18 protein-coding genes and 4 pseudogenes are annotated in these 24,488 nt (G+C 59.3%); 8 read left to right on the top strand and 14 right to left on the bottom strand.

The features are described from left to right. Positions 1-69 precede the first annotated feature (69 nt). The 4 genes from SIL87_RS03080 to SIL87_RS03065 are packed head-to-tail and all read left to right on the top strand — an operon-like array spanning position 70 to position 4,573. Positions 70-1,119, top strand: coding sequence for an ABC transporter substrate-binding protein (locus tag SIL87_RS03080; RefSeq protein ID WP_319612763.1), 1,050 nt, complete (start codon positions 70-72; stop codon positions 1,117-1,119). Further along, positions 1,120-2,634 (top strand): sugar ABC transporter ATP-binding protein, encoded by a 1,515-nt coding sequence (locus SIL87_RS03075; protein ID WP_319612762.1) that lies wholly within the window; start codon positions 1,120-1,122, stop codon positions 2,632-2,634. It begins immediately after the preceding gene. After that, positions 2,631-3,593, top strand: a complete 963-nt coding sequence (locus SIL87_RS03070) for an ABC transporter permease (protein ID WP_319612761.1) — start codon at positions 2,631-2,633, stop codon at positions 3,591-3,593. The genes SIL87_RS03075 and SIL87_RS03070 overlap by 4 nt, the downstream gene beginning before the upstream one ends. Before the next feature lie 2 nt (positions 3,594-3,595). Further along, the gene (locus tag SIL87_RS03065; protein ID WP_319612760.1) at positions 3,596-4,573 is read left to right on the top strand and encodes an ABC transporter permease; all 978 of its coding nucleotides are present in this window, start codon (positions 3,596-3,598) and stop codon (positions 4,571-4,573) included. A 118-nt stretch (positions 4,574-4,691) separates the two neighbouring features. Here the strand turns inward: SIL87_RS03065 and SIL87_RS03060 are convergent. Further along, positions 4,692-5,048 (bottom strand): annotated as a pseudogene (locus SIL87_RS03060) (transposase); the annotation flags it as partial. A gap of 63 nt (positions 5,049-5,111) precedes the next feature. Beyond that, a pseudogene (locus SIL87_RS03055) lies at positions 5,112-5,261 on the bottom strand (transposase domain-containing protein); the annotation flags it as partial. Between the two features lie 123 nt (positions 5,262-5,384). Here SIL87_RS03055 and SIL87_RS03050 point away from each other — a divergent pair. The 3 genes from SIL87_RS03050 (at position 5,385) to SIL87_RS03040 (ending at position 8,547) form a co-directional block, all read left to right on the top strand. Beyond that, positions 5,385-6,626 carry a site-specific integrase gene (locus tag SIL87_RS03050; RefSeq protein ID WP_319612622.1) on the top strand — a complete coding sequence of 414 codons (1,242 nt, stop codon included), beginning with the start codon at positions 5,385-5,387 and terminating at the stop codon, positions 6,624-6,626. A 101-nt stretch (positions 6,627-6,727) separates the two neighbouring features. Beyond that, on the top strand, positions 6,728-7,549 hold the full coding sequence (locus SIL87_RS03045) for a tyrosine-type recombinase/integrase (protein ID WP_319612735.1): 822 nt from the start codon (positions 6,728-6,730) through the stop codon (positions 7,547-7,549). Then, positions 7,546-8,547, top strand: coding sequence for a tyrosine-type recombinase/integrase (locus SIL87_RS03040; RefSeq protein WP_319612624.1), 1,002 nt, complete (start codon positions 7,546-7,548; stop codon positions 8,545-8,547). Before SIL87_RS03045 ends, SIL87_RS03040 begins: the two co-directional genes overlap by 4 nt. A 139-nt stretch (positions 8,548-8,686) precedes the next feature. Here SIL87_RS03040 and tnpC read toward each other — a convergent pair. From tnpC to SIL87_RS03000, 8 genes and pseudogenes are all read right to left on the bottom strand, one after another. After that, positions 8,687-10,204, bottom strand: a pseudogene (gene tnpC, locus SIL87_RS03035) (IS66 family transposase); the annotation flags it as partial. Positions 10,205-10,287: 83 nt separating this feature from the next. Beyond that, on the bottom strand, positions 10,288-10,569 hold the full coding sequence (gene tnpB / locus SIL87_RS03030) for an IS66 family insertion sequence element accessory protein TnpB (protein ID WP_319612759.1): 282 nt from the start codon (positions 10,567-10,569) through the stop codon (positions 10,288-10,290). 110 nt (positions 10,570-10,679) lie between these two features. Continuing rightward, positions 10,680-11,690, bottom strand: a complete 1,011-nt coding sequence (locus SIL87_RS03025; RefSeq protein WP_319612556.1) for a tyrosine-type recombinase/integrase — start codon at positions 11,688-11,690, stop codon at positions 10,680-10,682. Next, a complete protein-coding gene (locus SIL87_RS03020; protein ID WP_319612557.1) occupies positions 11,687-12,601 on the bottom strand; it encodes a tyrosine-type recombinase/integrase in 915 nt (304 codons plus the stop codon). Before SIL87_RS03020 ends, SIL87_RS03025 begins: the two co-directional genes overlap by 4 nt. Then, a complete protein-coding gene (locus SIL87_RS03015) occupies positions 12,595-13,839 on the bottom strand; it encodes a tyrosine-type recombinase/integrase (RefSeq protein WP_319612758.1) in 1,245 nt (414 codons plus the stop codon). The genes SIL87_RS03020 and SIL87_RS03015 overlap by 7 nt, the downstream gene beginning before the upstream one ends. A gap of 206 nt (positions 13,840-14,045) precedes the next feature. After that, positions 14,046-14,471: an IS66-like element accessory protein TnpA gene (gene tnpA / locus SIL87_RS03010; protein ID WP_319612738.1), complete on the bottom strand. Its 426-nt coding sequence runs from the start codon at positions 14,469-14,471 to the stop codon at positions 14,046-14,048. Between the two features lie 502 nt (positions 14,472-14,973). Continuing rightward, positions 14,974-17,883 carry an EAL domain-containing protein gene (locus tag SIL87_RS03005; protein WP_319612757.1) on the bottom strand — a complete coding sequence of 970 codons (2,910 nt, stop codon included), beginning with the start codon at positions 17,881-17,883 and terminating at the stop codon, positions 14,974-14,976. Positions 17,884-18,300: 417 nt separating this feature from the next. Beyond that, a protein-coding gene (locus SIL87_RS03000; RefSeq protein ID WP_319612756.1) for an IS5 family transposase occupies positions 18,301-19,139 on the bottom strand; the annotation gives its coding sequence in 2 pieces (ribosomal slippage) (positions 18,301-18,767 and positions 18,767-19,139; 840 coding nt in all). Between the two features lie 191 nt (positions 19,140-19,330). On the opposite strand from SIL87_RS03000, the pseudogene SIL87_RS02995 reads away from it, so the two are divergent. Next, positions 19,331-19,670: pseudogene (locus tag SIL87_RS02995) on the top strand (transposase); the annotation flags it as partial. A gap of 26 nt (positions 19,671-19,696) precedes the next feature. On the opposite strand, the gene SIL87_RS02990 reads toward SIL87_RS02995, so the two are convergent. From SIL87_RS02990 to SIL87_RS02975, 4 genes are all read right to left on the bottom strand, one after another. Further along, complete coding sequence (locus SIL87_RS02990; protein ID WP_319612755.1) at positions 19,697-20,770, bottom strand: GGDEF domain-containing protein; 1,074 nt, start codon at positions 20,768-20,770, stop codon at positions 19,697-19,699. Beyond that, positions 20,760-22,145 (bottom strand): putative bifunctional diguanylate cyclase/phosphodiesterase, encoded by a 1,386-nt coding sequence (locus SIL87_RS02985; RefSeq protein ID WP_319612754.1) that lies wholly within the window; start codon positions 22,143-22,145, stop codon positions 20,760-20,762. The genes SIL87_RS02990 and SIL87_RS02985 overlap by 11 nt, the downstream gene beginning before the upstream one ends. Further along, entirely contained in the window at positions 22,138-23,319 is a 1,182-nt protein-coding gene (locus SIL87_RS02980) for an IS256 family transposase (RefSeq protein WP_319612316.1), read from the bottom strand. The genes SIL87_RS02985 and SIL87_RS02980 overlap by 8 nt, the downstream gene beginning before the upstream one ends. Before the next feature lie 115 nt (positions 23,320-23,434). Continuing rightward, positions 23,435-24,184 carry a PAS domain-containing protein gene (locus tag SIL87_RS02975; protein WP_319612753.1) on the bottom strand — a complete coding sequence of 250 codons (750 nt, stop codon included), beginning with the start codon at positions 24,182-24,184 and terminating at the stop codon, positions 23,435-23,437. Positions 24,185-24,488 lie beyond the last annotated feature (304 nt).

Below are 24,488 nucleotides of genomic sequence, written 5' to 3'. Positions count from 1 at the left end.
AATCTGGCCATTATCGATAAAAAACCACGAAACAGTCGCGTATCGAAGCGCGGCGATAATGGAGGGAATATGTCACCTACAAAGTCAAGGAAATTGCTGGCATTCGGCACGACAGTATTGGCCGGAACCATCGGCAGTATCATCGCCGCCCACGCCGCCCCGCAGGTCGATCCCGCGAAAATCACGCAGATGCAATCCAAAGCGGTCTGCGTGAACCCGCACCCCACCCATGTCGATCTGTCCAAACTGGTCGTCGGGTTTTCGCAATCGGAGTCCAACGCCAACCCGTTCCGCGCCGGCGAGACCAAATCGGTGCGCGACGCCGCAGCGGCGTTCCACGTCAAACACCTGATCTACACCAATGCCCATAGCGACGAATCCCGCCAGGTCGCGGATGTCGAGAACATGATCAACCAGGGGGCGCAGGCCCTGATCATCGCCCCGCTCGATTCCACCGGGCTGCAACCCGCCTTCGCCCAGGCCAAAGCCAAGCACATCCCGATCGTCACGCTCGATCGCCGCACCGCCGGCGGCAAATGCGCCGGCTATCTCAGCTTCCTCGGCTCCAATTTCTACTACAAACAGGGCGAGATCGACGCGAAGGAACTCGCCAAGGCCACGGGCGGCCACGCGGTCGTCGCGGAAATCCAGGGTGCCTACGGCAACTCGGTCGAGGTCGCCCGGACCAAAGGCTTCGATGACACGCTGAAAGCCTATCCCGGCATGAAAATCGTCGCCGAACAGACCGGCAACTGGTTCACCACCGATGCGCAAAAGGCGATGAGCCAGATCCTGCTCGCCCACCCCAACGTCACCGCCGTCTACGCCCAGGCCGACACCATGGCGTTCGGCGTGATCACCGCCCTGCGCGATGCCGGCAAAAAACCCGGCCAGGTGAAAATCGTCTCGATCGACGGCACCAAACAGGGCGTGCAGGACATCGTCAGCGGCTGGATCTACGCCGATGACGAAACCAATCCCCGCTTCGGGCCCATCGCGTTCCACGAACTGCAGAACTGGTTCGACGGCAAACCGGTGCCGCAGCACATCGTGCTGAAGGATCACCTCTACACCCCGGCCAATGCCAAGGCGGCGCTCAAGAACAACGTGCCGTTCTAGGTGAGCAACGAGGCGACAACCCGCACCCCGATCCTGGAGACCCATGCGGTCTCCAAGATTTTCGGGGCGGTCAAGGCCCTGCAGAACGTGTCCTTCGCCCTCAACCAGGGCGAGGTCCACGGCCTCGCCGGCGAAAACGGCGCGGGCAAATCGACCCTGATCAAAATCCTCACCGGCTTCTACCAGCCCGACAGCGGCGAAATCCGCATCGCCGGCACCCCGGCCCGGCTCGACAGTCCGCGTGCCGCCCAGCGCCACGGCATCAGCGCGGTTTATCAGGAAATCAACCTGATCCCGGAGCGCAGCGTCGCCGAGAACCTCTTCCTCGGCAACGAACCTCGCAAATGCGGCCTCCTGATCGACCGCGCGCGGATGGACCGCGAAGCAAGCGCCCTGCTCGCCCGCTACGACCTCGCGATCGACCCGCGCGCCCGGCTCGGCTCCCTCGGCCTTGGTTTGCAGCAAATGGTCTCGATCGCGCGCGGCGTCCGCCTCGGGGCCCGCGTCGCCATCCTCGACGAACCAAGCTCCGCCCTCACCGGCAACGAGGTCGAAACCCTGTTCCGCGTGATCGACCGGCTGAAGGCGGACTCCATCGCCATCCTGTTCGTCAGCCACCGGCTCTCGGAATCCTACCGGTTGTGCGACCGGCTGAGCGTCCTGCGCGACGGGGTGCTGGTCGCCAGCGCCCCGACCGCCGATCTCCCCCGCGCGTCCCTGATCGGCGCCATGCTCGGCCGCAACGCCGAAGCGCTGAACCGCACCCACGCCCCGCGCACCCGTCAGGAGGGCGATGCGGCTCTCGCGGTCGAGGGGCTGAACTGGCGCAACCGGGTGCGCGATGTCGCGCTTGCCGTCCGCCCCGGCGAAGTTGTGGGCCTCGCCGGCCTGCTCGGTTCGGGGCGCACCGAAACCATGAAGAGCATCTTCGGCGCGACCCTCAAGGACTCCGGCAACATCAGCGTCGCCGGCCACACCTTGCCCGCCCCGACCCCGCGCCACTCCATCGCCGCCGGTCTCGCCTTCCTCTCGGAAGACCGCCGCGCCGAGGGTATATTCCCGAAACTCTCGGTCGCGGAAAATCTCACCGCCACGGTCCTGCCGCAGATCGCCCGGTTCGGCTTCGTCTCCCGCCGTCGTCAGGCGGAACTGGTCGCCGCCTTCACCCGCCAGCTCGGCATCAAGACCGCTGGTCCCCAGGCGCCGATCAGCGGCCTCTCCGGCGGCAACCAGCAGAAAGTGCTGCTCGCCCGCTGCCTCGCCACCGCGCCGCGCGCGATCATGCTCGACGATCCAACCCGCGGCATCGATGTCGGTGCCAAAGCCGAGGTGCACGACGCCATCCGCCATCTGGTCGAGCAGGGATTAGGCGTTCTGGTCACCTCATCGGAAATGGAGGAACTCATCGTGCTTGCCGATCGTCTGGTCGTCCTCAACGAAGGTGCCGTGAGCGGCGCGGTCGAAACCGCCGGCTTGGCCGTCCAGCAGGTGCTCGACATGCTGGCAACCCCGTGAGCGAAGCGGTCGCCCCCCGCGCGTTCCTGGCCGGGCGATCCCCGGTCGCAATTCTGCGCGCCAACAGCGTTTATGTCGCCTTCGCGATCCTCATCGTGATCGACATCCTGTTCACCCCCGGCTTTCGCAACGTCTTCGTCATCCGCAACCTCCTGTTCGAAGCCGCACCGGTCATTCTGGTCACCCTCGGCGAAAGCCTCGCGATCGGCACCCGCGGGATCGACCTCTCGGTCGGTTCGACCATGGGATTCGCCACCGCCGTCATGGCGCTCGCTCTGCCTGGCGGCCCCGCGGTCGCCATCGCCGCCGGGCTCGTCGGTGGCCTGCTGATCGGCCTGATCAACGGCAGCCTGATCGCCGCTCTCGACATCAACCCCCTGATCTCCAGCCTCGCTCTGCTGGTCGCCGCGCGCGGCACCGCCGAAGCCCTGCTCGATGGCTCGCGGGTCAACCTGCCGACCACCGGCGTGTTCGACACGCTCGGCATCGGCGCGGTCTGGGTGATCCCCTTCGTCGCCATCATCGCCCTGATCATCGCGGCCCTGATCGCCGTGCTGGTCCGCACCACCATCTTCGGCCGCTCGGTCATGTTCATCGGCTCCAACCGTGCCGCCGCCATGATCGCCGGGATCAAGGCGCGCCGCACCCTGCTCGCGGTCTACGCCGTCAGCGGCCTGCTCGCCGGCCTCGCCGGGGTCTTCGCCGCTGCCCGGCTCGGCGCGTCCGACCCCAATTACATCGGCCTGAATTACGAGCTCGACGCCATCGCCGCTGCCGTCATCGGCGGCACCCCGCTCTCGGGCGGCCGGGTCTCGATCCTCGGCGGCGTGGTCGGCGTCCTGCTGCTTCAGGTCCTCGGGGCGAGTTTCATCATGAACGACATCAATTTCAGCTACGCCCAGATCCTCAAGGCCGGTTTCATCGTCGCCGCCCTCTATCTCCAGCGGGCAGGGGGCTGACCATGTCGGCATCCACCTCTATCGCCCTGCCCGATGCCGCCCGCCGCGCCCGCCTCGTCGGCCTGATCCAGTCGCGCGGCGCAATCGGCGTCCTGATCATCGCGGTCATCGCGGCGAGCTTGCGCTTCCCCTATTTCCCGACCGTCGCAAACTTCCAGAATATCGGCGATGCCGCGACCTTCCTCGCTCTCGTCGCGATCGGCCAGACCTTCGTGATCATTCTCGGTGGGTTCGATCTGTCGGTCGGCTCCCTGATCGGCCTCGGCTCGGTCCTTGCCGCCTACGTCCTGCCCTATGGCTGGCCGCTCGCTTTGCTCGTCCCCGCCGCCGCCGGCTGCGCCGTGGGACTGATCGACGGGCTGTTGATCGCCCAGGCCGGCATGGCCCCGTTCATCGTCACCCTCGCCGCCCTACTCGGCGTGCGCGGCCTCGCCCTCGTCCTGGCCAAAAACAGCCTGGTCATCGCCCAGCCCGGCGTGTTCGGCCTGATCGCCAACGGCCAGATCCTCGGCATCGACAACCTGATCTGGATCATGGTGATCGGCTTCATCATCGCTGCCATCGTGCTGAACCGCACCCGCTACGGCATCGCGGTCTTCGCCATCGGCGGCAACGAGGAAGCCGCCCGCATGCTCGGCGTCCCGGTCGTCCGCATCAAGGTGATCACCTACATGGTCTCGGGCACGCTCGCCGGCCTGTCCGGCGCCCTGCTCGCCGCCCATCTCTCGTCGGGCATCTCGACGGCAGGGCAGGGGGAGGAACTCAAATCAATTGCCGCCGCCGTCATCGGCGGCGTCCTGCTCACCGGCGGCGTCGGCACCATGGCTGGCGCGCTCTCCGGCGTCCTGCTGCTCGGCCTGATCGAAAACGTCATCGACCAGATCGGCAATCTCAGCTCCTATTACCAGAATCTCGCCAGCGGCATCTTCCTGCTGATCGCGGTGATCATCCAGACCATCCTGACCCGGCGCCGGGCCTGACCCGCATTCCGCAAATCGGCCCGAAGTAACGCAACGCCCCAGATTGTAGCATAAGAGCCCGAATCGAATTTCATACCAACCTGCCTATTCAATGACCGCTTTGATCCAGTCTCGTTGGGTGATCGCGCAGAAATTGCCAGATGTTTTCGACGGGGTTGAGCTCTGGCGAATAGGGCGGCAGCGATAGCAGGCTGATGTTGTCGGGCACCGGCAACCGTTCGCCGGCTTGATGCCAGCCGGCGCCATCGAGCACCAGCACGGCGTGCGCGCCGGGCGCGACCTGCGTGCTGATTTCCCGAAGATGCTCGGCCATCGCCTCGCTGTTGACTGCCGGCATGATGATGGCGGCACCAATACAGCGTTCCGGGCAGACGGCACCAAACAGATAGGCGGAGTCATGGCGATTGTTGGGGTGGACGGCCCAACGGCATCGTGTGCCAAAGTTGAGTTGTTCGAATCCAACGAAAGGGCGTATCCATCCGGCGAAGACCGCGTCCTGATAGCCGCTCGGCGTTCACGGATCGCTGTAGTGGGGTGATCAGGCGACCTGTGCGACTGGGTTGTGGTTTTGCGGATCGATCCAGTTCCAAGGCATCAGTTCCTCGATCCGGTGGACCGGATGGCCGGCGATGCGCGCGAGGATGTCGGCGAGCCAGGCCTGCGGATCGACATCGTTCATTTTTGCCGTTTATGCCGTCCGCCGAACTATGCCGAATGGTTTTATTTTTGCCCTAAATGGCGATGACCTGGACTTGATGGGTTCGGCATAGTTTGTCCCCTGCCTCCGCTTTCAACAGCGGAGAATAGGAACATGAATTGTGAAGAGTATTTGCTTAGAAGCCGGCTGTACCAGCGTCTCAAGGGCGGGCAGCACGGCCAGCTTGTCGAGCGCTACGCAGCACGTATTGTGAGAGACGGGCTCGTTCGACACGGCGTCTGGCGATCTTTCAATGTGGTCGGGGGGCTGTTGAGTTGGATCGCAAGCCGTCGCAGCACGGTGGCGGATCTCGATGAACGAGTGACCGAAAAATATCTCCGGCATCGGGCTCGGAAGCAGTCTATCCAGCCTGGCGACCGATCCGCGCTGAAGCGATGGCTATCGGTATTGCGCGAGGAAGGTGCGATCGCGCCAGCGGTGATGCCGCCTGCCACCTCGCGAGATCGGATTTTTAGTGAATTCGCTGCCTATCTGAGGACAGAGCGCGGCCTGACCCCGAAGTCCATCGTTCGTCATCTCCCGCCTATCCGCAGGTTCCTGCACGAGGTGTGCCCCGCCGGCGACGCCGACCTAGGCAAGATCAGTCAGGTGGAAGTGATCCGCTATATCGAGCGCCACGCCCAGGATTGGAGCCCTGCAACTGGGAAGGGGATGTGCTCGTCGCTGCGAGTCTTCCTTCGTTACCTCCACCATCAAGGGCTGAACCCTCGCGCGTTGGCCCATTGTGTGCCGTCCATGCGACGATGGAAATTCGCGGCACTGCCCACTTTTCTGACCGCCACCCAAGTTCAGAGGGCGCTTGACGGTTGCGACCGGGCAACCCCTATGGGACGGCGAGACTACGCCATTCTGATGATGCTGGCTAAGCTCGGCCTCCGCGCCGGCGAGGTAGCGACCCTCACCTTGGATGATATCGACTGGCGTACCGGCGAGATTCTCGTTCGTGCCAAGGGCCGACAGCGCGCACGAATGCCGATCTTGCCGGATGTTGGCGCGGCCATCGTTGCATATCTACGCGATGGCCGTCCACAGGCCTCGTGTCGGCAATTGTTTATTCGCACGCTCGCGCCTCATCTCGGCTTTGCTTCTGGGTGTGCGATCACGATGATCGCCAAAATGGCTCTTGATCGCGTCGGAATTGAGGGCTGCGCACACCGCGGTGCCCATATCTTCCGGCACAGCCTCGCCACCGAACTGCTTCGGTCCGGCGCAACCTTGTCCCAGATTGGTCAGCTGCTGCGGCACGAGAGCCACGACACCACCCGGATATACGCGAAGGTCGATATCGAAACGCTGCGGACATTGAGTCGGCCCTGGCCGGGAGGCGCGCAATGATCGACCTAAGATCCGCTCTCGAGAAATATCTAAGTATGCGCAAGGGACTTGGATATAAGTACGAGCAACAAACCCGGCGGCTCCGCGACTTTGTCGCATTCATGGAGAAGCGCAAGGCTAAAACCATCACTACCAAGCTCGCGATGGAATGGGCGACACTGCCGCCTGATCGGCATGCGTATTGGGCTTTGCGGTTGAGCGACGTGCGCGGGTTCGCGCGCCATGTCTCCAACTTCGATCCGACAACGGAGGTACCCCCAGCCGGCGTCCTGCCGGGATGGAAGCGTGCGAAGCCTCATATCTACAGCGACGCGCAAATCGATGATCTGCTGGCGGCGGCTCTGGCTTTGCCGCCAGAGAGGGGCCTGCGGCGATGGACCTACCATACACTGTTCGGCCTGATCGCGGTCACCGGTATGCGTCTCTCTGAGGCGATGGGGATTGAGCGTGACGATGTCGACCTCGACAAGGGGGTGCTGACGGTCCGGCTGACCAAGTTCGGCAAATCACGACTCTTGCCATTGCATCCAACGACCAGCGCCGCGCTGCGCAGCTACGCCAACCGGCGCGATGCGCATCTCGGCCCGCGCTGCGGTTCGACCTTCTTCGTCGCCGAACAGGGTGGCCGCCTGCTGCACCAGTACGTCCATCGCGTCTTCTGGCGCCTGTCCCATGAGATCGGGCTGCGGCGCCCTGGCGATCGTACCGGGCCACGCGTGCATGACTTCCGGCACCGCTTTGCTATCCGGACGCTGCTCGATTGGCATCGCGAAGGCAAGAACGTCGAACAGAAACTTCCGGCACTCTCCACCTACCTCGGCCACACCTGTGTACGCGATACATACTGGTATCTCTCGGCCTGCCCTGAGTTGATGGAAGAAGCGGCGCGGTGCCTCGATCGGCGATGGGAGGCGACGCCATGAAGCCCCCCTGCAATATCGCCACGTTGATCGAGCGCTACTTCACCGAGTGGCTCATACGCCAGCGTAACGTCAGCTCCAACACGATCGCATCCTACCGGGATACGTTCCGGCTACTGTTCAGGTTCGCACAAATGCGGCTCCATAAGCCCCCTTCGGATTTGGCACTCAGCGACCTAGATGCACCGTTTATCGGTGGATTCTTAATCGATCTTGAGATGAAGCGCGGTGCCAGCCCCAAGACTCGCAACCTGCGCCTTACAGCCATCAGGGCCTTCTTCCGATTCGTATCGTTCGAGGAGCCGGCACACAGCGCGCTGATCCAGCGCGTGCTCGCGATACCGAGCAAGCGCCACGATAAGCGACAGGTGCACTTCCTGACACGTCCCGAGATTGAGGCCATTCTCGCCGCGACCGATCGGACGACGTGGCTCGGCCGCCGCGATCACACCTTGCTGCTTCTAGCAGTCCAGACGGGCTTGCGCCTCTCCGAGTTGATCAGTCTCGACAGGGAGGCAGTCCACCTCGGCGCCGGCGCTCATGTCCGGTGCGTCGGCAAGGGGCGGAAGGAGCGAGCCACGCCGCTATCCACCATTGCTCGAGGTGCGCTCCAGGCATGGCTGAAGGAGCCTGCCCGGAAAGGAGGAACTGTTCTGTTCCCCAACATGCACGGTGGGCGACTCAGTGCCGACAGCGTCCAGTCGCTACTGGCGAAGTATGTGAAGGTCGCCACCGAAAATTGTGCGTCGTTAAAGTCGAAGCGGGTGTCGCCCCACGTGTTGAGGCACAGCGCGGCCATGGAGTTGCTGCAGGCGGGCGTCGACTGCTCCGTGATCGCGCTTTGGCTCGGTCATGAATCGATCGAGACGACACAGACCTATCTGCATGCACATATCGCCCTCAAGGAGGCCGCATTGGCAAAGCTCACGCCATACCAGAGCGGAAAGAAAACGCGCTTCCGCCCCGACGACCGATTACTCGCCTTCTTGGAAGCGCTCTGACTGGCTAAACTATGCCGAATGAAACGGAATCAACTGCCACGGAAGAACCGAGAGAAACTCGACAACCGTGCATTTTTCGGAAACCATTCGGCATAGTTCGGCGGACGGCATAAACGGCATTATGCCGCGCCCGGCATAATGCCGTCGTGATCAGGGTGTACATCATGGCGGCCCTTTCCCCACCCCGGTCGGAACCGGCGAATAACCATGATTTTCTGCCCAGAGCCAGGGTCCGCAGGGCGCGTTCGGCCGCGTTGTTGGTCAGGCAGATCCGCCCGTCGGTCAGGAACCGCGTGAACGCCGACCAACGGTTCAGCATGTAGTCCATCGCCTTTGCGACATCGTTGTGCCGCGAGAGTTTGGCCCGCTCGGCACGCATCCAACTTTCCAGTTCGGTGACCAGCGGGGCGCTGAGCTGTTGGCGCGCCGCCAGGCGTTCAGCCGGCAACTGGCCGTTGATGCCCCGCTCGATTTCAAACAGCGCGTCGATCCGCTGCACCGCGGCCAGCGCCATCGGGGCGACGAAGGCAGGCGTCTTGCCTTGCGCGCGGCGTTTGGCGTTTCGAGCGATGTCGGCCAGTTCGAAGAATTTTCGTCGCCCGTGCGCCCAACACGCCGCTTCGATGATCGGGCCAGGGGATCGGGTCGGCACGTACAATTTGTTGTAGCCGCCATAAGCATCCGCCTGGAATATCCCGCTGTATTCGGCAAGATGACTTTGCGGGTGAATGCCGGCGCGGTCGCGGGAATAATAGAACACCGCGCAGGGTGGACCCGATCCGCCAAACGGTCGATCGTCGCGCACATAAACCCAGACGCGGGCGATATCGGTCTGACCCTGCGCAAGCACCGGCACGGTGGTGTCATCGCCGTGGATCCGACCGCCGGTGAACACCATGGTTTTGATGAAGGCATACACCGGCTTAAGCGCGACACAGGTGGCGCCGATCAGATCGGCCAGGGTCGAGACGCTGAGCGCAACGCCTTCCAGGCCGAACCGTTCGGATTGGCGGTTCAGCGGCTGATGCAGGCCAAACTTGTCGTAGGCGATCATCGCGAGCAGGCTGGGACCGGCGAAGGCGCGCGGAATGGTGTGGAAGGGTGCGGGTTCCTGGCTGATCTTCTCACAATCGCGGCAGGTGAATTTCTCCCGCACATGCTGGATTACCTTGAACGTTCGCGGGGTGGATTCCAACGTCTCGGTGACACTCTCCCCGAGCTTGGCCAGGCGCGAGCCACCGCAGCAGAAGCACTGGGTCGGCCCCGGCAGGACAACCCGCTCGCGGAGCAGGTGCTCGGGGAAGGGCTGGCGCGACGGGCGCTTGCGGGTGAAGCCGGCGACAGTCGTGGTTTTGGCCTTCGCGGCTTCCTGCTCGGCATGTAGTTCGTCCTCGGTGGCACTGGTCTCGAGCTCTTCGAGTTTCAGCTCCATCTGGTCGAGCAGCCGGGCCGTGCGTTCCGCCCTGGGGCCGTAGAGGGCGCGCTTGAGCTTCTCGATCTGCAGCTTCAGATGCTCGACATAGGCGGCGGTATCGGACTGCGCGGCGCGCGCTGCGGCTGAATCCGCTTCGGCGGCATCAGCTCGCGACATCGCTCCTCGAACGATCTCTTTCAGCGCGGCAATGTCGTCCGGCAGGGCCAGCGAATCGATATCCATGCATCGGATAGAATCATAAACCGCTTGGGTTTCGCTACAGAAATCCGTAGCAAACAGCAGGTTTTTACCCTGATTTTTTGCACTTACCCGGCAGATTGTGGCCGCCAGGTTTGTTGCGGATTTCTCCAGTCGATCGCCTCCAGAAGATAACCGACCTGACCCGCCGTAAGTGACACAGCCCCATCCGTCGTCTGTGGCCAGATAAAACGGCCCTTGTCCAAACGCTTCGCAAATAGCGATAACCCGACACCGTCATGCCAGATCGCCTTGATCAACGATCCGCTGCGTCCCCGGAAGAAGAAAACGTCACCGCAGAATGGCTCCCGGCCCAGGCCTTGCTGCACCTGCAACGCGAGACCCCTCATCCCGCGACGCTTATGTGGTGCACCACATAAGCGTCGTTATGCGGCGCGCATGATTATGTAGAGTCCTAAGCCGGCGACGCGGGGACCGCTTGGAATCCGGCCCCCTTTGCTCAGCATAATTTTTGGTGTTGCCGCTGCCCCGTGAGCATGGCGATAACCTTGTCCGGCGGTCTGAACTTGCCTGGCTGTAGCGTCGGCCCGCCGGCGGCTCCCAATGCTTCGAGTTTTTCGGTGGGGTCTGCGCGCAGGTAGGCCTCGGTGCTTTGGAGGCTGGCATGGCCCAGCCACAGGGCTACTTTCCGAACGTCGTGCGTGGCCTGCAGCATATGCATTGCGCAACTATGACGCAGAACATGAGGTGTTACTCGCTTGGTCGCGACGGACGGTAGGCGCAGGGCGGCGGTGGCCACATGCTTGTCGAGGATGTATTCGAATCCGGATCTGGTCATGGCCCGGCCGGCGGCGTTGAGAAATAGCGCCCCATCTTGCTGCTGCTGACGGACAGCAAGCCAAGCCCGGAGCGCGACCACGCTCTCCTTCCACAGTGGAAGCACGCGCTCCCGACGACCTTTGCCCATCACGTGGATCGTACAAGGATTTTGCAGATCGAGTTGATCTAGGCATAGTCCGACCAACTCCGAGACGCGCAGTCCGGCCGCAAAGGCGAGATGGAGCATCGCACGGTCTCGGGTGCCGGATAGAGTCTTGGGATCCGGCGCGTTGATCAGGGCCTGAATCTCCGCCCGGGTCAGCGAAGCGACCAACGCTTCGTCGGTTTTCTTCATCGGGATCGCGCGGACCCGAAGCGATTGATCGAGACAGGCTGGCACACGATACTCGATGAATCTGAAGAACGACCTGATCGCCGCCAATCGAGCATTGCGGGATCGCGCCGTGTTGCCGCGATCCTGTTCGATGTGATCGAGGAATGCCAGGATCATCGGTACACCGATGTCCTCGACCTCCAACCGCGACGGCCTCTTGTGAAGTCGCCGCGCCGCGAATATCACAAGAAGTTGAAAGCTGTACGCATAAGCATCACAGGTGTGAGGACTGGCGCCCTGATCGCGTGGCAGGTGCTCGCCGAGAAACAGGGATAGGGGTGGTGCGAGCGCGGTCATATCACACCTGTCCGGCCGAAGTCTTCACCGGCATCGGCGATCTGTGCCATCAGGCCGGGCGTGGCCTGAAGATACCAATAGGTATCGCTGACGTGGGCGTGACCGAGATAGGTGCTGAGAGCGAGGATGTGGCGCGATACAGCGTCGTCATCGCATGGACACTGTTCGAGCGACCGCACGGCGAAGCTATGTCTCAGGTCGTGGATGCGCGGCCCCGACTGGCCGGGCCCGCCCCGCAACCCGATCTTGCGCGAGATCTGGCGGAACAACGCGCTGACGGTATCATAGCAAAGCGGAGTTCCGGCGTTAGATACGAACAGGACAGCGGCGCACGTGCTGATCGGCAGGCGGGCCGAGAGATACCGATCAATCGCGGCGCGCGTCGTAGGATGCAGCGGAATTAGTCTGCTCTTCTTGAACTTGGTCTTGTTGATGATCAGGCCGTCGTCGGTGACATCGGAGAGCCGCAAAGCGAGAGCTTCCGATATCCGCATGCCGGTCGCGGCGAGTAAGCCGAGCAGCGTGACGTATGTAAGCGGTCGAAGCGTGGCGGCGGGCCCAAGCGAAGCCGCCTGCTGCATCAATTTGCCAATCTCTTCGGCGGAATAAATGTATGGCTTTGTCCGCCGAAAGATGCCTCGACCGAGCGCGTCAGCGGCGGGCACCTCGTGGCCGCCGTCCTCGGCGTGCATAGCGATAGCAAATCGACGCACCGTAAGAAGCCGGTTGCGTCGCTGCTCGGGGGAGGGCGCCTCGACTGCCCACGCGATTACCCGATTGCTCTTGATAAAGTTGTCGCCGTGGCGCTCCGCGTAAGCCACGAACATGCGCAACAAGATGCGCTGCGTCCGGAATTTGAAGCCCAGTACCTCATGAAGCGCGACATGACGGGAAAGATCATCGCTCAGCATGCCACATCTCCCGGCCAGGGCTGCGCGACCTGCATCAGCATGTTCAGATCAACCTTGGCGTAAACGGTTGTGGTGTCCAAAGACCTGTGACGCAGAACGGCGCCCACTGATTGGAGAGTTGCGCCTCCGCGGAGCATATGTGTCGCCGCCGAGTGCCGTAGCAGGTTGGCGCCGTGTGATGGGGGATTGTCGATGCCGGCACGCTTCAAAGCCAGAGCGACGATGTGGGAAACCGTGGGGGACGATGCGAATGGCCGAAATGGCGCATTTGACCTCAAGAACAGGCGGTCGCTATCGACCAAAGGGCGCGCGCCATCGAGATAGCCGAGCACGGCGTCGCCGGCGTCCTGGGGCATGGGAAGACGGGTCTCGCGGCGTCCCTTGCCCTTCACCCGCAACGTCGCTGAAGACCAATCGATGTCCCCCAGGCGCATCTCTAGAATGTCGCCTGCGCGCAGTCCCAGGCGCGCGAGGAGGAGCAGAATAGCTCGATCGCGGACGCCTCGCCCGGTACGAAGGTCACAAGAAGCAACCAGCCTCTCGACCTCATCGGGCGACAGATAGCGCGGCAATGATGAGAGTCGCCATTGGGGAATGTGTGGCACGGCGTGTTCAAGCCCCGGCCGACAAAGATCGGCGGAGGCCAGAAAGCGCAGATATCCACGCAGGGCGGTCGTCATTGTCTTCATGTACGGTGCCGAGCAACGCTCAGCTTCATGTATGATGGCAATCTTGATCATTGCCGGACCGTATGCGTGCGGTTCTGACCCCAACGAGAGAAGCAGGCGCGTGACCATCCTGCCATGCCGCGCTGCTGTACGCCCGCAAATGCCTCGATTGCGCGTGAGCCAATCTTGGTAGTCGCGGACGAGTGGATCGACAGGGGCGGCGACAACTTTGTCCAACAGCTTGATAACGCCGCGTCTCCCAAGAAAATCGATGAAGCGATGAACGCGCCTCAGATACTTGCCCGAGCGCGGCGTGGCAGGTCGATACCCGCCGCATCGGCAACGATGCGTCTTGAAGCGACCAAACGACCCATCACCGACATCATCGAGCCCGATGTTGTCGATCGCGAGCCAAGCCGCAAAATGGCGAGCGCAATCCGCGTAATTGCCGACAGTCAGATCCGTGTGGCCCAGCGATCTAAGCTCGTCTGCAAATGCAGCGACCCATGGGGCGAGGTCGCCGGCCTCCATGGTCCGTGGTGCCCTGGCCAACCTTTCAACGATGTTCATGACTTCTCTCCGTGCGCCGGATTGGCGCTGGAGATAGCCTAGATTATGCCGAGACCCCGTCATGATTGAGATGACCATCATGCTGAAATCATTCGATAAGCTTTGCGTCGCCAGCTTAGGACTCTACATAATCATGCGCGCCGCATAACGACGCATATCCGTGTGCCCCGACGCCAGCCAGATCCGTACGCCGGCTGGAACCGGGATCATCGCCGCACCGCCGTCATCACACGACGCAAGGCGGCCATCCCAACCCCGTCATCAACCCGAACACAGGTGCCGTCCGGCAGCACGATCTCAATCCGCCCCATCTCGGATCGCGCTGCCCGCTTGTGCGACACAGAATCTGCATCGGTCTCATCCACCGAAGCTGATTTGCCAGACCCCCGCGGCATCGACAGCGCCGCACTCGCCATCATCCGCACCGGAATGAACTCCGGCTCTACCGGCACCCGTGCCAACTCACCGCGCCGAACCTGCCCGCGCCATTTCCACAACTGCCCTCGCGAAATATCGTGCCGCCGTGCCACCAAAGCAAATACCGCATCCGGCGCCTCAGCCTCTGCGACAATCCGAAGCTTGTCCTCATCCCGCCAGCGACGTCGCCGCTCAGTCCCCGTGATGATCTCCATCCGCCAAAGCTCCCCCCATATGAATCAGCTCATAGCAGCGCTATTATGAGCGGCTTCTTCCCGTAGCGGCAGGCGGCTCAGACCGGATGGTTACCGATCGGCGCGGTGTTCGGTTACATCTTTGCGCCGCAGATCGATCAGATGAAGACGGCGTGGCTTGCCCGGCGAAAAAAACGTGCGGACGAGCAGCGTCGCCGCAGACCGCGCGGATAGGTCGTCTCATCAGAATCAGCCTTACTACGATCCCGTGGTAGCACCGTGCTGCCACGGTCGGTCCGTCCGCTGCAAGTCGTGGGTCCTCGCCATGGTCGTCTGCTCAGCGGCAGGCTGCGCGTGGCTCCGGTCCCGCGCGGCCTTGCACCGCCGGAACCGCCACGGCCGCTGACCGGACGGATTAACAGCGTGACAGAACGCATTCAACCTACCGGCGCCACCGTTCAGCATCGTCCGATCCATCTTCCGCTGAAGCGCAAATCCATGACCTACGACGGGCGGTTCCGAATCATACGCTATTGTTGCTTTCTGAATAATCCGATCTATAATTTGATATGCCTCCGTTATATATGAGAACTCTAGATATATCAGTCTCACTCATGGGCTTGGCCAGAAGGTAGCCCTGCACGAACTCACATCCCAAACCTCTTATATATTCGAGCTGATGTACCGTTTCTACACCTTCTACAGTAACTGGAATTCTTATCGCCTGGGCCATACCCATTATTGCTTCAAAAATAGGCTCCCGATCACCTGGACGGCAAATTCTCGATATAAAAGATTTGTCAATTTTTATAAAGTCGAAACTAAATGTATTTATATATGAAAGTGATGAGTACCCAGTTCCAAAGTCGTCAAGGATAATCGAAACCCCGGTGTTTTGAATTTCTTTTAGAGTATTTATACTAACAGAGTTTTCTGTCATAAGTACAGACTCAGTGACCTCAAGCTTTAAACGCTCTGGTGGAAGTCCTGCATTCGTGAGTGCATCTCTCACTACGCCTGCTAAGTTATTATTTTCAAATTGTTTAATGGAGGCATTTACCGATATCTTTATGTTCGATGGCCAGCTCCGCGCCGTTTGGCAGGCACGTTGTAATGCCCAGGTTCCAATAGGAATGATCAGTCCGGTTTCTTCTGCTACAGGAATGAATTCGGTAGGAGAGATTATCCCCCGATCAGGATGATGCCAACGAAGTAACGCCTCGACGCCCACTATCGACTGATCCGACGCCTTCATGATGGGTTGATAGACCAGGAAAAACTGATCTGTGCCGATTGCCGCAAGAAGGTCCGTCCGCATCCGCTTCGTCCACTCGGACTTTAGCTGCATTTCCGGACGAAAAGCCTGAAAACTGCCCCGTGATTTTGTTTTTGCTTCGTATAATGCCAAATCAGCTTGCTTATAGAGAAGATCAACGTCTGAAAAACCGACATTTGCGACTGCGATCCCCATGGACAATGTGCTCGATAGCGAGATACCATCGATGTCGAACGGTGCCTTCATCGCGACGCTTATTCGCTCTGCAAGGTGGATGGAGTCATTCGGAGTGATTACGCCCATCTGAAGGATCGCGAACTCATCACCACCGCATCGTGCGAGAAGATCGGTCCCGCGGATGCAGGACCTGAGACGAAGCGCGAGTTGCCTCAGGATTTGGTCGCCTACAGGATGACCATAAAGATCATTGATCTCCTTGAAATAATCAAGATCTAGGCAAAGTAATGCAGCACGGTTACCGGGACGCTGCTCTACAAGGCATTCTCGTACGCGCTCGAAAAAGGAATTACGATTAAAAATTCCTGTCAGTAAATCATGATTCGCAGCATATGCTAATCGTTTCCGGTTTATTATTTTTTCGGAAATATCTCGGATGAATATAGGGATGTCCTCGTCACCAGAGTATATATTTATCTCATACCAAGCGTCAAACGGCGGCCAAAAAACTTCAAATTGTTCATTGAAGTTGCCTCTGGAAACAGCCGCAATAGCTTGGCCAATACGGTAGCTATGTCCAGCGATAAAAAAATCGCCAGCTTTGGATCCTACGCAATTTAACGAAATTCCCAGTAGTTTTTCCGCAATATTGTTTATGAATTTTATTATTCCACCTTTGTCGCACACGATTACGCCATCACCGGTTGTTCTCAACACCCTTAGAGCCAGCCTCTCAGACGCCCTTCGGCTATCCTCCGCGAGACGTCGATCGGTTACATCTTCTAAAGTGCCGTACCAGCGGATAATCCGACCGTTGCGATCTCGACGCGCCGCTGCGCGAGCGCGAAACCATCCATGACGGTCGTCCTGTAGCTTTAATCGATATTCGATATCCAACGCTTCCCCGGTTGAAACGCTTTGTAGCCAAGCATCGTGAACAAGAGGAAGATCTTCTTCGTGGACCGCACGAGTCCAGCCCTCCGGAAGGGTTTCATCTGAAGTCATTCCAGTCAACTTAAACCATAGCGGTCCGACTTCGGTAACGTTGCCAAGCGGGTCTGCGAGCCAAGGGATCTGCGGATGCAGGTTTACCATATGCCGGTAATGGTCTTCGCTTTCAGCTAAGGCTGCCTCAATCGTACGATAGGAGGAGATATCCTGAGTGGTTCCATGCAGCCGCATGACGCTTTTATCCGACCCCACCACCACTTCAGCGTAAGTCAGCATATTATGAATTGAGCCGTCTGGGTAAATGATCCGGTATTCCTGGGAGATCTGCTCTCGCTCCCGCACGGCGCGATAGAACTCGGCCATCGCTTTTTCGTAATCGTCTGGGTGGATCATCGACCGCATTTGTAGATAACTCACTGGGCTGTCTTGCGGTTTACGCCCCATTAAGTGCCAGACCTCCGGAGAGAACCATATGCACCGCCCCGGGATATCCCATCGCCAGTTACCGATGCGCGCTATCCGTTGCGCGGTCGCTAGTTCATTACTCCGCTCACCCAATTCCTGGGCAAGAACGGCCAGGCGCTCAGCATCAGCCTGGGCCCGGCATTGCTGCATTTTCAGCTTATCACTGAGTTCGTGGCTCGCTGTGACGTCGATGGTTGTTCCGACCATCCGCAATGGCTTTCCGCCGTCATCCCGCTTGATCACCTTGCCGCGGCTCAGGACCCACTTGTAACATCCGTTTTGGCTCCGAATCCGATGCTCAGCCTCATAAAACGCTGTTTTCTGATCAAAATGGTCTTGGATTGCGGCCTTCACGCTCTCGAGGTCCTCGGGATGCACGCGGCTATAGCTTTCCTCGATCCGACAACGAGACCCTTGGTCATCAACCCCGAGAATCATATCCCAACTCCGGGAATAACGAATATCATTGGCCACGATATCGCGATCCCAGAGTCCCACCGAACCGCCATCAAGAGCGGAGACCCAGACATCGGAGAAATCGATCGCGTCACAATTCTTGGCCATAGCTCAACAATTCCTGATCCGGCCACCGCGCAACAATGGCCCTTCTTATTCCGCCAACGTGACTAACATACTCTTAATATATTACCAAAAATTCAAGTTCTGGATTTCCCCGGTGGTTCGCTTGAATGGGCATGCTGCTTCCCCGCTTCCCTGCTTCCCTGCTTCCCTGCTTCCCTGCTTCCCTGCTTCCCTGCTTCCCTGCTTCCCTGCCGCCTGCGAGCGGCGTGCGGGCCACTGTCTCGGCCTGAATGGAGGGGACAGGCCCATTCAGCCGGGCGGAGGACGGTACAGGTCCTCCCCCTGGATGCCGAATTTGAGCCTCGATATCCGCCTCGGCTGCATGAGCGCGCTCAGCCGCTTTTCATGTCTACTATCGATACCACGCATGACCACGGATGTTTAAGAGTCCATCCGGGATCATTTTGTTTCCTTACAGAGTTTTCGTACCATCAGCCGGATGGATGCCCAGCGTAGAAATGCAAGTCCGTTTTGGTTGAGGCATTCCCAATCCTTGGCCAACCGGCGACAACGGTTGAGCCAGCCGATGGTTCGCTCAACGATCCAGCGCTTGGGCACAACGACGAACTTTCCGATATCGGAGCGCTTGACGATCTCGACATTGATCTGAGCGCACACGCGGCCCAGCCCTTCCTGGAATTTCGGCCCTTGATAGCCACCGTCGGCATAAAGCTTGAGCAGAAAGGGAAATAGACCGAACAGCGTTCCCATCAGCATCACGCCGCCGTCCCGATCCTGGATGTCGGCGGCGTGGACGATGGCGCAAAGCAGCAGGCCTTGCGTGTCTACCAGGACATGGCGCTTCTTGCCGTTGATCTTCTTGCCCGCATCGAACCCCGACGGATCGATATGACCCCCCCTTTTTCCACGCTCTTGACGCTCTGGCTGTCAATGATCGCAGCCGTCGGACTGGCCGCGCGGTCAACCTGTTCGCGACATCTGACGTACAGCGCATGATGAATGCGATCGAGCGTGCCATCCTCGTTCCAACGGCGAAAATAGTCGTTCACCGTGCTCCGTGGAGGCAGATCTTTCGGCAGCGACGCCCATTGGCAACCGGTACTCAGGATGAACATCAGCCCGTTGATCACCTGCCGCTCATTCACCGTACGCTTGTTGCCGCCACGCTTGGCGGGCGGGATCAGCGGGCCGATGATCGCCCACTCGTCATCCGTCAAATCGCTCGGATAGCGCAGCTTGCTGCGATCATACCGGGCGCGGTTCTCGTTCGTCCACATCAGGCTGCTCCTGCGAATCGGGCCGCCGCTATGGAATCACAAGTGACTCCAAAGATTCAAGGTGTTCCCGGATGGACACTAAGCTATAAGCTCCGAGAGCGTATGCATGAAGACCGACTAAAAACTCGGCCATATGTTCTTTTGATCGACACGTATGTCAGGACGGTAACATTTTGTGTGCGGTCAACGGAATACGCAGCGAATGGGAATCCGGCTTCAAGCGCTGGCAGCGGGGGGATCTTTCGGACCGGAGTTACGTCCACATCTGGGCGAAGCTTGCCGAAGGTTCCGTCCGGCGAAGCCGGATGGAAGGCAAGCGGAGGGCGATGGCGTCTATCTGCAGGCACGGATGGAACGACAGGCAGAGTGCATGCTGGTGCTGATCGGCGCCACCCCCGAGGGCCGGAAAGAGTTGATGGGGTTTTCAGGTGGGCATGCGGAAAGTGCGCAGAGCTGGCACGAGTTGCTTGTGGATCTGAAGGCTCGGGTCTGACCATCGCACTGCAGGTCGCCACCGGGGACGGGGCGCTATTTCTTACTTCGGCTTCTCGCCACGATCATGGCCTCGATGTGATATCCGAAAAATTTGGAGTGCCTCCCGCTACCCTTGGTAGATCAACCACCGTACAGTTTCGACCCCGATGCTTCGCATTATAAAGTGCATGATCTGCGCGCGCAAATAATTGGGCTCCGGATTCGCCGGGGATGAGTTCGGCTATTCCGATCGACGCACTAATAGGGAGAAGATCGGTATTTTCGCTATTTCGCCGAAGCCGCATTTTTGAAAGCGCTTTGCGGATTTTCTCGCCGGTTTTAATGGCAATGTCTCGAGTGGCGCCCGGCGCCAAAACCACAAACTCCTCGCCCCCGAACCGGTACGCGGTCTGCTCCACCCTAATATTGCTCTTTATTATTGCGGCGACATTTTGTATATAGACATCACCCACTAGATGGCCATAATTATCATTTATTTTCTTAAAGTGATCGATATCGACAATAATTATACATACGCTCTGGTTGCTCGACTCAGATAATGTTTCCGCAGTGTGATCATTTAAGGCACGCCGGTTGAATAGTCCGGTCAGCGGGTCAAGCAAGGCATCCTGACGCCTCTGATCAAGCTGATCGCGCAATGACACAGTTTCAGCCAAAGTAGTTTGCAAACGGCTTTGAAGTACTGCGTTTTGGGCCATGATGGTCCGGGTTGATGCCAGCATAGATGCAGCGATGATGTGAAGGGCGACTGGCGGAGGTACGTCTTGCAATGATCCAAGGTTGGTTTGGAGCGCTTCCCCAAAACGCGACATACCTTCTCCGGCTTCGTTAATATTATTTAGAAGAGTTTCCACAACTGCCTGCAGCTCTTGATTAACGCTCGTATGACATACTTGCTGAGGCATAGAAGGTCTATTGCAGTCTATCGAGCACAGGTCTAGATCAGTAAGCCTTTTGCCATTTTTAAGAAGCTGACGCATCGATTGAACCAAATCCAAAGAGCGACCCTCAATATAAGAAAATGCCACGCTATAATTATCTGGGGAAGGCAGGATATCGTGTTCGGCCAAAAACGCGATCGCCCGTGCACTAATATTTCGTATATCGGATAAAATTGTCTGTGCGTCAGTGTCCATTATATATATCCTCATTTACCAAAGCAGGCTTCGGAGGTGACGATCTCTCCGAGTGAGATAGTAATGTCCCCAGAGTCTGGGGCGAGCATGGGCGTCCGTACCAATAGCCCTGGACCTCCGTACAGCCGGTGGTCCGCAATATTTCCGCTTGCTGGGCCGTCTCGACACCTTCCGCCGTGGTGTTCATGCCGAGTGTGCGCGCCATATCCACGATTGATCTGACGATCGCAAATGCTTCGCTACTAGCGTTCAGATCGTTGATAAACGACCGATCGATCTTCACCCGATCAAACGGGAAGCTGCGTAGGTAGCTGAGGGAAGAATACCCAGTTCCAAAATCGTCAAGGGCAATATGAATGCCACGCTCTTTGAGTTGAAAGAGGCAGGCTAACGTCGCATCGGCAGCTTCGAGGAACACTGATTCGGTGATTTCGAGTTCAAGCCGGCTCGGTGCGAGTCCCGATTCGGCCAGAATAAGGTCAATCTCCCCCAGCAAATTGGTGGCCCGGAATTGCACAGGCGAAAGGTTGACGGCGACTCTCGTCTTAGTGGGCCATCTCGCGGCTTCGTGGCAGGCATTCTTTAAGACCCACGCGCCAAGTGCATTGATCAGGCCGAAATTCTCGGCCACAGGGATAAAGTCGGACGGGGGGATCGGGCCGTGCACCGGATGTGTCCACCGCGCCAGCGCTTCCGCGGCAATGATTTCTCCAGAATTAAGGTCGATGATAGGCTGGAACTGGATGCTTAGACCGTCCTGCTCCAAGGCGACACGCAGATCGGCCTGCATTGCGTTCCGCGCTACTGCCCTGGCTGCCATTTCCTCATCAAAGAAATGGGCCTGTCGTCGACCCATCGCTTTGGAGTGATACAGAGCCAGATCGGCGTGCTTTAGTAAGTCGCCAGGATCAGTCCGTAAAGGTCCGCCCATCGCGATGCCGATGCTGGTACTTATTGTGATCATGGCCCCCGAAATCTGGAACGGCTCTTCAAGCGAGGCAACAATGCGTTCGGCGAGCGAGCCCGCCGTCGCCCGGTTGGCATTTACGTGCAAGATCGCAAATTCATCTCCCCCCAGCCGAGCGATCATGTCGCCATTGGCCAGACAGCTTCGCAATCTACGGGCAGTTGCAATCAAAAGCCCATCCCCGCTTCCATGTCCCATGGAGTCGTTGACTATTTTAAATCCGTCGAGGTCGAGAACCAGGAGGGCAATTTGCCTTTCCTGCTGACAGGCCCGCCCGAGGAGCTCATGGAACGATGCTCGATTCGGTAGGCCGGTCAGAGTGTCAAAATGAGCCAGGCGGGCGATTTCCGTCGCGGCGAGATTGAGCAACCTGATGTCTGGAAAATAGGGCGAGCGGGGGTCAGGCATCCTGGTAGTCCCACTTGATGTAGCCCTTGGTGTCGGCGGCCCATTTTTCATCGATTTCGACGAGGACGGCGCTGACGAGGCGTTCGAGGGAGGCTTCGTTGGGGAAGACCCTGATTTTGGTGGTGCGGCGTTTGAGTTCCTGCTGGATGCCGCGTTCCATGGGGTTGGAAGTGCGAAGCCGGCGCTGGTGGGGTTCTGGCAGTGTGAAGACGGTGAGGCCTTCGGGGATATTTCGTTCGAGCCAATCGGCGAGCTTTGGTGCGGTGTCGCGATAGGCATTGACGAGGGTTGTGAGAGCGATCTGGGCAGCGGCGAGGGAATTTGCGTTCCAGACGGTCCGGAGTTCTGCGCCGATGCGTTTGCGGATGGCGTGGTTGGGGGCGTGGTGGATGGCGTTTTGGGCGAGGTGGAACTGGCATCGTTGCCAGTGTGCGGCGCCGAAGACGGCGCGGCGTGCGGCGTGCAATCCGGCATGGTCATCGGAGACGATGAATTCGACGCCTCGCAGGCCACGCTGATGGAGGCTTTCGAGGAAGGCACGCCAATGGACTTCGGCCTCGGAAAGGGCGACCGAGACGCCGAGGACACGGCGGCGTTCATCGGGTCCGATGCCGATGGCCGAGAGCACGGCGGCATCGCGGACGACGCCATTATCGCGCATTTTTTCATATCTGGCGTCGAGGATGAGGTAGCGGATCTCGGCGAGGGGTCGGGTGCGCCAGGCGGCGAGTTCGTCATCGAGCAGCTTGCTGGCGCGGCTGACCTGAGCGGAGGAGAGGCTTTCGATGCCGAATTCGCGCATGACGGCCTCGACGTCGCGGGTGGAGACGCCTTTGATGTACATTTCGGCGACGGCGACCATGACGGCGCGGACCGAGCGTCGGCCGCGTTCGAGGGACTGTGGGTAGAAGGGTTCGCCCACGTGACCGGCGGTTTTGGGGACATCGACGGTGATCGACCCGGCCGGGGTATCGATCCGCTTGGGCTTGTAGCCATTGGCGTAACCCTGACGATCGGGGTTGCGCTCGTAGTGACTGGCGTGGAGGAAGCGTTCGCGCTCGATCTGCATGGCGAGTTCGAAGGTCCTGGCAAATACCGTGGCGATATCGCCTGCGCCGTTTTCGATCAGATGTTCCAAAAGTGCCTCGATAATCGTATCCTTTTTGGCGTCCATTCATCGGTCTCCATGTTGGTGTGAACAACTGCATGGAATACCAGAATGAACAGCCCTTGCCGGGGCATGCCCCGGCAAGGGCACCAACTCCCAACCCAAAATGAATTTCCAGACGTCAGGTTACACCACCCGCGGCGACGTGAGCCGCCGTGATATCAGAGCCAACCCCGCGAAATCCCAAAAATTCTCCCTCTCCGTGAAAGACGGGTTTTCCCGACAGCGAGACCCATCTGGTACGGCCGTTGGCTCTCACTTTCAGCGGGATATCGCGAAACGGTCGCGGTGCTTCCAGGCACGCAGCAAGGCGTTGCGCATTTAGCTCATCGAGATCAGTGGCGTCGTCAAGGGGATGGCACCAATCGGCTAACGGAAGCGCCTTGAGGCTATCAGGAGGGCACTCAAATACCGCCCCCATGCGATCCGAGACGCGGTAGAATCGATGGAGGCGGTCCGTCTCCCACATCCAATCACTGGCGCTCTCTTCGAAATCCCGAAGCAGGAGTCCAACGATCTCGCGCTGGTCCTCCAAGTCGATCTCGGTAAGAATTCGGGACACAAATTCGTTTCCCTGCGCCCAAATGGCTGCCGCCATCATCATGGCAAAAAGAGAAAAGAGAATCAGATGCGTCCCGTCGGTCGTATCGGGTAAGCGGGTAATAGCAATCAAAGAACCAATCGCAACAATTCCTAGAAAGCAGAATGCCACACTACGTGATGGTGAAAGCAGCACACTCGCCGCCATAAGACCCGAGAACAGGTAGATCAGCAACTCGCGTTGTTCGATCCCTGCTGAGCCAATCAAGAAAATCATCAGGATGACCCACACACCGGCAATAAGTCCCGAAAAGACGATACGTATGCCCAACAGAGATCCTGACGCTATAGCAGGTGGATCAGACAGCCACCGGCGGCTGGAGAGCATGGCTAGTCCGTGAAGACATAGGAGTAAGAGCAGTCCAAGCAGAAGGAGGGAGCCTGAGGTGCGAGTATACATCGAGGCTGCCAAAACCAAAAAAGAACCAGTGGAGCCCATAGCGAGGATGGGAGATCTCCGTGCCAGGGCAGTGATCTGCTCAGCCCGAATGCGGCACAGCGTAGACTTCTCCCGATGGCCGATCACTGTGCTGCTTCGTATACGATGAAACTGGTGGCGGATAGAAAAAAGGCTG

Source organism: Acidiphilium acidophilum (assembly GCF_033842475.1).
GTDB lineage: Bacteria > Pseudomonadota > Alphaproteobacteria > Acetobacterales > Acetobacteraceae > Acidiphilium > Acidiphilium acidophilum.
The sequence above is the reverse complement of the archived record's forward strand: the minus strand, read 5'-3'. Positions and strand labels throughout refer to the sequence as shown.

Coding starts and splice junctions, on each gene's coding strand:
- SIL87_RS03080 (WP_319612763.1), top strand. CDS start 70: ATGTCACCTACAAAGTCAAGGAAATTGCTGGCATTCGGCACGACAGTA.
- SIL87_RS03040 (WP_319612624.1), top strand. CDS start 7,546: ATGAAGCCCCCCTGCAATATCGCCACGTTGATCGAGCGCTACTTCACC.
- tnpB (WP_319612759.1), bottom strand. CDS start 10,569: ATGAGGGGTCTCGCGTTGCAGGTGCAGCAAGGCCTGGGCCGGGAGCCA.
- SIL87_RS03015 (WP_319612758.1), bottom strand. CDS start 13,839: ATGAACATCGTTGAAAGGTTGGCCAGGGCACCACGGACCATGGAGGCC.
- SIL87_RS03045 (WP_319612735.1), top strand. CDS start 6,728: ATGGAGAAGCGCAAGGCTAAAACCATCACTACCAAGCTCGCGATGGAA.
- SIL87_RS02990 (WP_319612755.1), bottom strand. CDS start 20,770: ATGGACACTGACGCACAGACAATTTTATCCGATATACGAAATATTAGT.
- SIL87_RS03025 (WP_319612556.1), bottom strand. CDS start 11,690: ATGACCGCGCTCGCACCACCCCTATCCCTGTTTCTCGGCGAGCACCTG.
- SIL87_RS03005 (WP_319612757.1), bottom strand. CDS start 17,883: ATGGCCAAGAATTGTGACGCGATCGATTTCTCCGATGTCTGGGTCTCC.
- SIL87_RS03065 (WP_319612760.1), top strand. CDS start 3,596: ATGTCGGCATCCACCTCTATCGCCCTGCCCGATGCCGCCCGCCGCGCC.
- SIL87_RS03050 (WP_319612622.1), top strand. CDS start 5,385: ATGAATTGTGAAGAGTATTTGCTTAGAAGCCGGCTGTACCAGCGTCTC.
- tnpA (WP_319612738.1), bottom strand. CDS start 14,471: ATGGAGATCATCACGGGGACTGAGCGGCGACGTCGCTGGCGGGATGAG.
- SIL87_RS02980 (WP_319612316.1), bottom strand. CDS start 23,319: ATGGACGCCAAAAAGGATACGATTATCGAGGCACTTTTGGAACATCTG.
- SIL87_RS02985 (WP_319612754.1), bottom strand. CDS start 22,145: ATGCCTGACCCCCGCTCGCCCTATTTTCCAGACATCAGGTTGCTCAAT.
- SIL87_RS03020 (WP_319612557.1), bottom strand. CDS start 12,601: ATGCTGAGCGATGATCTTTCCCGTCATGTCGCGCTTCATGAGGTACTG.